Raw genomic sequence first — 8,821 nt, 5'->3', positions numbered from 1 at the left:
GTCTACTCGATCTATTCCTACCTGGCCTCCTACCGGGACGCCGGTCTCGTGGTCATCTACGCCGGGTGCGGCGAGACGGCCCTGGAGGAGGTCATCGGCTGCATCCGGGAGGAGTGTGCCCGGCTGGCCACGCAGCCGCTCGAGGCCGCGGAGTTCCAGCGGGCGAAGGAACAGTTGAAGGGGAACCTTCTGCTCGGTCTGGAGAGCACCACCAGCCGCATGACCCGCCTGGCCAAGATGGAGATGTACTTCGGGCGCACCTACAGCCTGGACACGATTATCCGGGGCATCGAGGAGGTCACCCCGGAACGCTTCCAGCAGGTGGCCCAGGCCTGCTTCGCCGGCGAGCGGTTCACCCTGACGACCATCGGGCCGCTCGCCCGGATCGGGGCCGCCCCGGTCCCGGCCTGAGGGGAAGCCCGTGATCCCACGCTACAGCCGCCCGGCCATGGCCCGCCTCTGGGAGGACCGGACCCGGCTCGATCTCTGGCTCCGGATCGAGGTCCTGGCCTGCGAGGCCTGGGCGAAGCTGGGGGAGATCCCGGCCGAGGCCCTCCGGGCGATCCAGGAGCGGGCCGGCTACGACGCGGAGCGGGTCGCGGCGATCGAGCGGGACGTCAAGCACGACGTGGTCGCCTTTCTCACGGCCGTCGCGGAGCGGGTGGGGCCGCCGGCGCGCTACATCCACCGGGGGCTCACCTCCTCGGATGTTCTGGATACCGCGCTGGCGGTGCAGATGCGCGACGCGGCCGACCTGCTCCTCGAGGGTCTGGACGGCCTGCGCGCGGCCCTCCGGGACTTGGCCCTGGCCCACAAGGACACGCCGATGGTGGGCCGGACCCACGGGGTGCACGCCGAGCCGATCACCTTCGGGCTCAAGGTGGCCCGCTGGTACGCGGAGGCGGGTCGGAACCGAGAGCGGCTGCTCACGGCGCGGACGGCGGCAGCGGTCGGGAAGGTCTCGGGCGCCGTGGGGACCTTCGCCCACCTCCCTCCCGCGGTGGAGGAGTACGTCTGCCAGCGCCTGGGGCTGACCCCCGAGCCGCTGGCCAGCCAGGTCGTTCCCCGGGACCGCCACGCCCAGTACCTCCTGGCCCTGGCCCTGACGGGCGCTTCCCTGGAGAACGCGGCCCTCGAGATCCGCCACCTGCAGCGGACGGAGGTCCTGGAGGCGGAGGAGCCGTTCACGGAAGGGCAAAAGGGATCCTCCGCCATGCCCCACAAGGTAAACCCGGTCGGCTGCGAGCAGATCTGCGGGCTCTCCCGCCTCCTCCGGACCAACGCGCTGGCGGCCCTCGAGAACGTCGCTCTCTGGCACGAGCGGGACATCAGTCACTCCTCCGTGGAGCGGGTCATCCTCCCGGACAGCACCATCCTCCTGGATTACCTGTTGCACCGCCTGACCGAGATCCTCCAGGGGCTCCGGGTGTACCCGGAGCGGATGCGGGAGAACCTGCAGCGGAGCGCTGGGCTCCTCTCCTCCCAACGGGTCCTCCTGGCCCTGACCGACAAGGGGCTCTCCCGGGAGGAGGCCTACCGGCTGGTTCAGGGGCACGCCCTACGGGCGCGGGAGGAGGGAGCCGACTTCGCCACCCTCCTGCGGGCGGACCCGGAACTCCGGCGGGTCCTGTCGGAGGAGGAGCTCGCCGCCTGCTTCACGCTGGAGCCCACCCTGGCCCAGGTGGACACCCTCTTCGAGCGCGTGGGCTTGCTGGAGTCGGAGACGGAGTAGACCGGAGGAGGAGCGCACCGGGATGGAGCGACGCGCGCAGATCTACGAGGGGAAGGCCAAGATCCTCTACGAGACGGACGACCCCGACCTGCTCATCCAGTACTTCAAGGATGATGCCACGGCCTTCAACGCGCAAAAGCGGGGGACCATCGTGGGAAAGGGGGTCATGAACAACCGGATCTCGGCCACCCTCCTCACCCACCTGGCCGAGCACGGCGTCCCCACCCACTTCGTGAAGGTCCTCTCCGACCGGGAGATGCTGGTCAAGCGCCTCCAGATGATCAAGATCGAGGTGGTGGTCCGCAACGTCGTGGCCGGGAGCCTCGCCAAGCGCTTCGGGCTCTCCGAGGGGCAGGCCCTGGCGGAGCCGGTCCTGGAGTACTACTACAAGGACGACGCCCTCGGCGATCCCATGATCAACGACTCCCACATCCGGATGCTCCGCCTGGCGACCGGCCCCGAGATGGAGGCCATCATGGACGGGGCCCTGCGGGTGAACGAGCTCCTGACGGAGCACCTCGACCGGCGGGGCATCCTGCTCGTGGATTTCAAGCTGGAGTTCGGCCGTTGCCGTGGGGAGATCCTGCTGGGGGATGAGATCACGCCGGATGGCTGCCGGCTCTGGGACAAGGCGACGCGGGAGAAGCTGGACAAGGACCGCTTCCGGCGCGACCTGGGGGGGGTGGAGGAGGCGTACGCCGAGGTGCTCCGGCGCGTCTGCGGCGAGGCGTAAGGATGTGGCAGGCGCAGGTGGTCATCACGCTCAAGCAGGGGATCCTGGACCCGCAGGGGGACACGGTGCGAAGCGCGCTCACGAGCCTGGGCTTCGACGGCCTGGCGGACTGCCGGGTGGGGAAGGTCATCCTCCTGCGCCTGACGGAGAGCGACCGGGCCAAGGCGGCCGCCCAGGTGGAGGAGATGTGCCGGCGGCTGCTCGCCAACCCCGTGATCGAAGACTTCCGCTTCGACCTGGAGGAGCGCCCGTGAGGTTCGGGATCCTGGTCTTCCCGGGCTCCTGGAGCCACCAGGACTTCCGGCACGTCCTGGCGGACGTGATGGGCTTCGAAGCCGAGGAGGTCTGGCACAAGGCGACCGGGGTCACGGGGTTCGACTGCCTGATCCTGCCGGGCGGCTTCGCCCACGGCGACTACCTGCGGGCGGGGGCGATCGCCCGCTTCTCCCCGGTGATGCCGGCGGTCGTGCGCTTCGCGGAGCGGGGGGGGCTGGTCCTCGGCTCCTGCAACGGGTTCCAGATCCTGTGCGAGGCGGGCCTCCTCCCGGGGGCGCTCCTGCGCAACGCGTCGCTGCAGTACCGGTGCCAGGGGGTCCACCTGCGGGTCGAGTCCACGGCCACCCCCTTCACCGCCGGCCTCGCGCCGGGCCAGATCCTCCGGATGCCCATCTCCCATGGGGAGGGGCGCTACCACGCCGACCGCGAGACGCTCGCCCGCCTGAATGGCGAGGGCCGGATCATCTTCCGCTACTGTGCCCCCGACGGCGCCCTCTCCCCGGACGCCAACCCCAACGGCTCCCTCGAGCACATCGCCGGCGTCTGCAACGCGCGGGGGAACGTGCTCGGCCTCATGCCCCACCCCGAGCGGGCCGCCGAGAGCCTGCTGGGCTCCGAGGACGGCCGCCTCCTCTTCGAGGAGCTCCTCGCCCGGGCGCTCGGGTAGCCCCATGCCCGGCACCGTCCGCGCCGAGCCCCGCGTGAGTCCCGAGGTGGTGGCCGCCCACGGCCTCACGACGGAGGAGTACGCCGCCCTCCGGGCGATCCTGAAGCGGGATCCCACCTACACGGAGCTCGGCATCTTCTCCGTGATGTGGTCGGAGCACTGCTCCTACAAGTCGAGCCGGGTCCACCTCAAGACCCTCCCGACGGCCGGCCCCCGGATCCTGCAGGGGCCGGGGGAGAACGCGGGGGTGGTGGACATCGGGCACGGCCTCTGCGCCGTCTTCAAGATCGAGAGCCACAACCATCCGTCGTTCATCGAGCCGTACCAGGGCGCGGCGACCGGGGTGGGGGGGATCATCCGGGACATCTTCACCATGGGGGCCCGGCCGATCTGCCTCCTCGACTCCCTCCGGTTCGGGCCGCTCACGGAGGCGAAGAGCCGCTACCTCCTCGGGGGGGTCGTGGCGGGCATCGCCGGGTACGGGAACGCGGTGGGGGTGCCCACGGTGGGGGGGGAGCTGGCCTTCGCCGGGCCCTATGCCGTAAACCCGCTGGTCAACGTCCTCTGCCTGGGCATCGCGCCCGCGGACCGGATCTTCACGGCTCGGGCGGGGGGCCCCGGGAACCCGGTGATCTACGTGGGGGCGAAGACCGGCCGGGACGGGATCCACGGGGCGACCATGGCCTCCGAGGCCTTCGATGAGACCTCCGAGGAGCGGCGGCCCACGGTCCAGGTCGGGGACCCGTTCCGGGAGAAGCTCCTGATCGAGGCCTGCCTCGAGCTGATGGGAACCGGGGAGGTAGTCGGGATCCAGGACATGGGGGCCGCCGGGCTCACCTGCTCCTCGTGCGAGATGGCCAGCCGCGGGGGGACCGGGATCGAGCTCGAGCTGGATCGGGTCCCGCGCCGCGAGGAGGGGATGACCCCCTACGAGGTGATGCTCTCCGAATCCCAGGAGCGGATGCTGGTGGTGGCCCGCCAGGGGGCCGAAGAGGCCGTCCGGGGCATCTTCGCCAAGTGGGACCTGGACGCCGTCGTGGTCGGGCGGGTCACCGATGACCGGATGCTCCGGGTCCTGGAGGGGGGGAAAGTCGTGGCGGAGATCCCGGCACGCCCTCTCGCCGAGGGGGCGCCGGCCTACCACCGCCCCGCGACGCGCCCCGCCTGGCTCCAGGCCCTGCAGGGGGCCGACCTCTCGACCTTGCCCCAGCCGGCCGACTGGGCGGCGGCCCTCGCCACGCTGCTGGCTTCCCCGACCATCGCCTGCAAGCGAGACATCTGGCGCCAGTACGACCACATGCTCTACCTGAACACGATCGTCCTGCCGGGCTCCGACGCCGTGGTCCTGCGCCTGAAGGGGCACCCGGGGGGCCTCGCCCTCTCGACCGACGGGAACGGCCGATACTGCTTCCTGGACCCCTACGTCGGGGGGATGATTGCGGTGGCGGAGGCGGCGCGGAACGTCTCCTGCGCGGGGGCCGAGCCGGTGGCCCTGACCAACTGCCTGAACTTCGGCGATCCCACCCGGCCCGAGGTCATGTGGCAGTTCGGAGAGGTGATCCGGGGGATGGGCGAGGCCTGTCGCGCGCTCGGGACGCCGGTGACGGGGGGAAACGTCAGCTTCTACAACGAGACGCTGGGCCGCGCCATCTTCCCCACGCCCATCGTCGGGATGCTCGGGCTTCTCACAAACATCCGCCACGCCACGACCCAGTGGTTCAAGGGGGCCGGGGATCTGGTCTACCTGCTGGGGGAGACCCGGGACGAGCTGGGGGGGAGCGAGTACCTCGCGGTCCTCCACGGCCGCGAGGAAGGGCGCCCCCCGGCCCTGGACCTCGGACGGGAGCGGGCGGTCCAGGCCGCCTCCCGGGCGGCCATCCGAGCCGGGTGGGTCCGCTCGGCCCACGATGTGAGCGAGGGGGGGCTGGCCGTGGCCCTGGCCGAGTGTTGTATTCCGGTGGAGGGGGAGCCGATCGGGTTCACCGGGACCCTTCCCGGGTCGCTGCGGCCGGAGGCGGCCTTTTTCGCGGAGAGCCAGTCCCGCATCGTGATCTCCGTGCGGCCGGAGCAGGCCGGGGCGCTCGAGGCCCTTGCCCAGGCGCACGGCGTCCCCTGCGCGTTGCTGGGGACGACCGGCGGGCGGAACCTCACCCTGACGGCGGGGGCGGCCACGCTCCGGGCGGAGGTGGCGGCGTTGGCGCAGGCGTGGCGGGGAGGCCTGCGGGTGGCGGCCGAGCCCGGCGGGGACGGGAGGGGCGCGTGAAGACAATCCACGTCGGCATCCTCGGCCTGGGGACCGTGGCGGGCGGCGTCGTCCGTCTCCTCCAGGAGAACGGGCCGATGATTGACGCCCGCCTGGGCGCGCGCCTCCACGTGAAGCGGATCGCCCGCCGCCGCCCGGAGGCCCCCGCTCCCGTCGCCGTGGACCCGGCCCTCCTCACGGCCGACCCCCTGGAGGTCATCCGGGATCCGGCCATCCAGATCGTGGTCGAGCTGATCGGGGGGACGGAGGAGGCCCGCCGGTACGCCCTGGAGGCCCTCCGGGCGGGGAAGCACCTGGTGACGGCCAACAAGGCGCTGCTGGCCACCCACGGCCTGGAGATCTACCGGGCCGCGGCGGAGCGCAAGCTCGAGGTCGGCTTCGAGGCGGCGGTCTGCGGGGGTATCCCCATCATCCGGGCTCTCCGGGATGGGCTGGTCGCCAACCGCATCCGGTCCCTGTTGGGCATCATCAATGGGACCGCCAACTACATCCTCACAAAGATGACGGAGGAAGGACGGCCCTTCGCCGAGGTGCTGGCGGAAGCGCAGGCCAAGGGCTATGCCGAGGCCGACCCGACCCTGGATGTGGGCGGGCACGACGCCGCCCATAAGCTCCAGATCCTGGCCTCCATCGCCTACAACACCTTCATCGAGCTGTCCCAGGTGCCCGTGGAGGGGATCGCCGGCATCGACCCCTCCGACATCCGCTACGCCCGGGAGCTGGGGTACGTGGTCAAGCTCCTCGCGATCGCCAAGCTGGCCGACGGGGAGCTGGAGGTCCGCGTGAGCCCGACCCTGATCCCGGAGGATCACCTGCTGGCCTCGGTCCGGGGGGTCTACAACGGGGTCTACCTGGTGGGGGATGCGGCCGGCCCCCAGATGTTCTACGGCCGGGGGGCGGGGCAGATGCCGACGGCCAGCGCCGTCGTGAGCGACATCGTGGAGATCGCCGCGAACATCCTGGCGAAGCGGCCCTCCCGCCGGGCCACCCTTCAGCGGCCGGGGGTCGAGGCGGAGCTGGACCTGAAGCCTCTGGGGGAGATCCGGACCCGCTACTACCTCCGGGTGATGGTGACCGACAAGCCCGGGGTGCTCTCCAAGGTCTCCGGGGTCCTGGGGAGCCACAACGTGAGCATCGCCTCCGTGATCCAGAAGGCCCGACACGCGGAGGAGGCCGTCCCCATCGTGATGATGAGCCACGAGGCGCGGGAGGGAGACCTCCGGGCGGCGCTGGCCGGGATCGACCGCCTGGACGTGGTGAGCAGGGCGACGGTCTGCCTCCGGGTGGAGGAATCGTAGGCCGACCATGGGGACGGGTCTGATCCAGCGTTACCGTGCCTTCCTGCCGGTCACCGACCGGACGCCCGTCATCTCCCTCGGGGAGGGAGACACCCCCCTGCTTCGGGCGAGGGCGCTCGAGGCCTGGCTGGGCTCCAAGGCAGAAATCTACCTGAAGGTGGAGGGAGCCAACCCCAGCGGCTCCTTCAAGGACCGGGGGATGACGGTCGCCCTCAGCAAGGCCGTGGAGGAGGGGGCGCGGGCCGTCATCTGCGCATCGACCGGCAACACGTCCGCCTCCGCCGCAGCCTACGCCGCCGCGGCGGGGCGCGCCGCCTACGTCCTGGTCCCCCAGGGGAAGATCGCGCTGGGCAAGCTCTCCCAGGCGGTCGCCCACGGGGCCACGGTCCTGCAGGTGCAGGGGAACTTCGACGATGCCCTGAAGCTGGTCAAGGAGGTGGCCGCCACCCACCCGGTGGCCCTCGTCAACTCCATCAACCCCTACCGGATTGAGGGGCAGAAGACGGGGGCGTTCGAGGTGTGCGACCAGCTGGGGGATGCGCCCGATCTGCTCTGCATCCCGGTGGGGAATGCGGGGAACATCACCGCCTACTGGCGGGGATTCCGCGAGTATCAGGCGGCCGGCCGCGCCCGCCGGCTCCCCCGCCTGCTCGGCTGGCAGGCGGAGGGGGCGGCGCCCCTCGTCCTGGGCCATCCGGTCAAGGACCCCGAGACCATCGCCTCTGCCATCCGGATCGGCAACCCCGCCTCCTGGCAGTCGGCGGTGGCGGCGGCGGAGGAGTCGGGCGGGGCCATCGGGGCGGTCTCCGATGCGGAGATCCTCGAGGCCTACGCCGAGATCCCCCGGCGGGAGGGGATTTTCTGCGAGCCCGCCTCCGCCGCGTCCGTGGCCGGTCTCCGGAAGCTCCATCGCGAAGAGGGGCTCCCGGCTGGGACCCGGGTCGTCTGCGTCCTCACCGGGCACGGCCTGAAGGATGCCGACCGGGCGCTCAGCCTGGCCGGCCGGCCGCCGGCGGTGCCGCCGACGCTGGAAGCGGTCGCGGCCGCCCTCCGGCTCGCCTAGGCGGCGTCGGCCGCCGGCCCGGGTCCGCGCGGTTGACAATTTGGAGGGGCCTCTGCTAGGTTGGGAACCCGCACGCGGGAATAGCTCAGTGGTAGAGCATCGCCTTGCCAAGGCGAGGGTCGCGGGTTCAAATCCCGTTTCCCGCTCCATGGACGCGCGTGGATTCGCCGGGAGCCGGTGCCGCGGGCTGTGGTGGCCGGCTCCCGGCTGCTCTCGGTCTGGGCGGCGTAGCCAAGTGGCTAAGGCAGAGGTCTGCAAAACCTTTATTCGGCGGTTCGAGTCCGCCCGCCGCCTCCAGCGTCTGCACGGGTCGGAACAAGCACCCGGCCGGGGCGGCCGGGGCGGGCCGGGGTGGCGGAACTGGAAGACGCAGGGGACTTAAAATCCCCCGCCCGCAAGGGCATGCGGGTTCGACTCCCGCCTCCGGCACCAGGAAAAGGCCGCGCAGGGACGCGCGCCGGGAAGTGGACGGCACCGCGGGGGTTCCGCGGACCGGCGGGCCTCCGCGGCGGGGATGGAGGCACGTAGCTCAGGGGGAGAGCGCTTGCTTGACGCGCAAGAGGTCGGCGGTTCGAGACCGCCCGTGCCTACCAGCCAACCTGCTGAGAACAAAAGGCCATCACCGTCTGGCCCCGCGGGGCCACATGGTGGTGGCGGGCCCTTGGGAAACACTGGGAAACACCAGGAGCGGTGAGGGAGATCGGTGCCACAGCGATTCAGGAAGGTCGGCGTTGACGGCTGGCGCGTAGAGCGTCAGAAGACCCAGCCGGCTCCAGGTCGGCCTGGTCG

8 protein-coding genes and 4 tRNA genes are annotated in these 8,821 nt (G+C 71.4%); all 12 read left to right on the top strand.

Annotated features, from left to right (window positions below):
- On the top strand, nucleotides 1–411 hold a 411-nt coding region (locus tag VGT06_04175; GenBank protein ID HEV8662326.1), incomplete at its 5' end, for an insulinase family protein.
- Between the two features lie 10 nt (nucleotides 412–421).
- Complete coding sequence (gene purB / locus VGT06_04170; protein HEV8662325.1) at nucleotides 422–1,732, top strand: adenylosuccinate lyase; 1,311 nt, start codon at nucleotides 422–424, stop codon at nucleotides 1,730–1,732.
- A 22-nt stretch (nucleotides 1,733–1,754) separates the two neighbouring features.
- Nucleotides 1,755–2,465, top strand: a complete 711-nt coding sequence (gene purC, locus VGT06_04165; GenBank protein ID HEV8662324.1) for a phosphoribosylaminoimidazolesuccinocarboxamide synthase — start codon at nucleotides 1,755–1,757, stop codon at nucleotides 2,463–2,465.
- Between the two features lie 2 nt (nucleotides 2,466–2,467).
- The gene (purS, locus tag VGT06_04160; GenBank protein ID HEV8662323.1) at nucleotides 2,468–2,719 is read left to right on the top strand and encodes a phosphoribosylformylglycinamidine synthase subunit PurS; all 252 of its coding nucleotides are present in this window, start codon (nucleotides 2,468–2,470) and stop codon (nucleotides 2,717–2,719) included.
- Nucleotides 2,716–3,408 (top strand): phosphoribosylformylglycinamidine synthase subunit PurQ, encoded by a 693-nt coding sequence (gene purQ / locus VGT06_04155; GenBank protein ID HEV8662322.1) that lies wholly within the window; start codon nucleotides 2,716–2,718, stop codon nucleotides 3,406–3,408. The genes purS and purQ overlap by 4 nt, the downstream gene beginning before the upstream one ends.
- Nucleotides 3,409–3,412: 4 nt before the next feature.
- Nucleotides 3,413–5,671 carry a phosphoribosylformylglycinamidine synthase subunit PurL gene (gene purL, locus VGT06_04150; GenBank protein HEV8662321.1) on the top strand — a complete coding sequence of 753 codons (2,259 nt, stop codon included), beginning with the start codon at nucleotides 3,413–3,415 and terminating at the stop codon, nucleotides 5,669–5,671.
- Nucleotides 5,668–6,969: a homoserine dehydrogenase gene (locus VGT06_04145; protein ID HEV8662320.1), complete on the top strand. Its 1,302-nt coding sequence runs from the start codon at nucleotides 5,668–5,670 to the stop codon at nucleotides 6,967–6,969. Before purL ends, VGT06_04145 begins: the two co-directional genes overlap by 4 nt.
- Before the next feature lie 7 nt (nucleotides 6,970–6,976).
- Complete coding sequence (gene thrC / locus VGT06_04140; protein HEV8662319.1) at nucleotides 6,977–8,032, top strand: threonine synthase; 1,056 nt, start codon at nucleotides 6,977–6,979, stop codon at nucleotides 8,030–8,032.
- A gap of 74 nt (nucleotides 8,033–8,106) precedes the next feature.
- A tRNA-Gly gene (locus VGT06_04135) sits at nucleotides 8,107–8,181 on the top strand.
- A 72-nt stretch (nucleotides 8,182–8,253) separates the two neighbouring features.
- Nucleotides 8,254–8,329: transfer RNA gene (locus VGT06_04130), tRNA-Cys, on the top strand.
- Nucleotides 8,330–8,377: 48 nt separating this feature from the next.
- Nucleotides 8,378–8,464 (top strand) — tRNA-Leu (locus VGT06_04125).
- Nucleotides 8,465–8,550: 86 nt separating this feature from the next.
- Nucleotides 8,551–8,625: transfer RNA gene (locus VGT06_04120), tRNA-Val, on the top strand.
- Nucleotides 8,626–8,821: the final 196 nt, after the last annotated feature.

It is taken from the genome of Candidatus Methylomirabilis sp., from assembly GCA_036000645.1.
In the GTDB taxonomy this organism is placed as follows: Bacteria; Methylomirabilota; Methylomirabilia; order Methylomirabilales; family JACPAU01; genus JACPAU01.
This window is presented reverse-complemented; position numbering and strand designations above follow the sequence as displayed.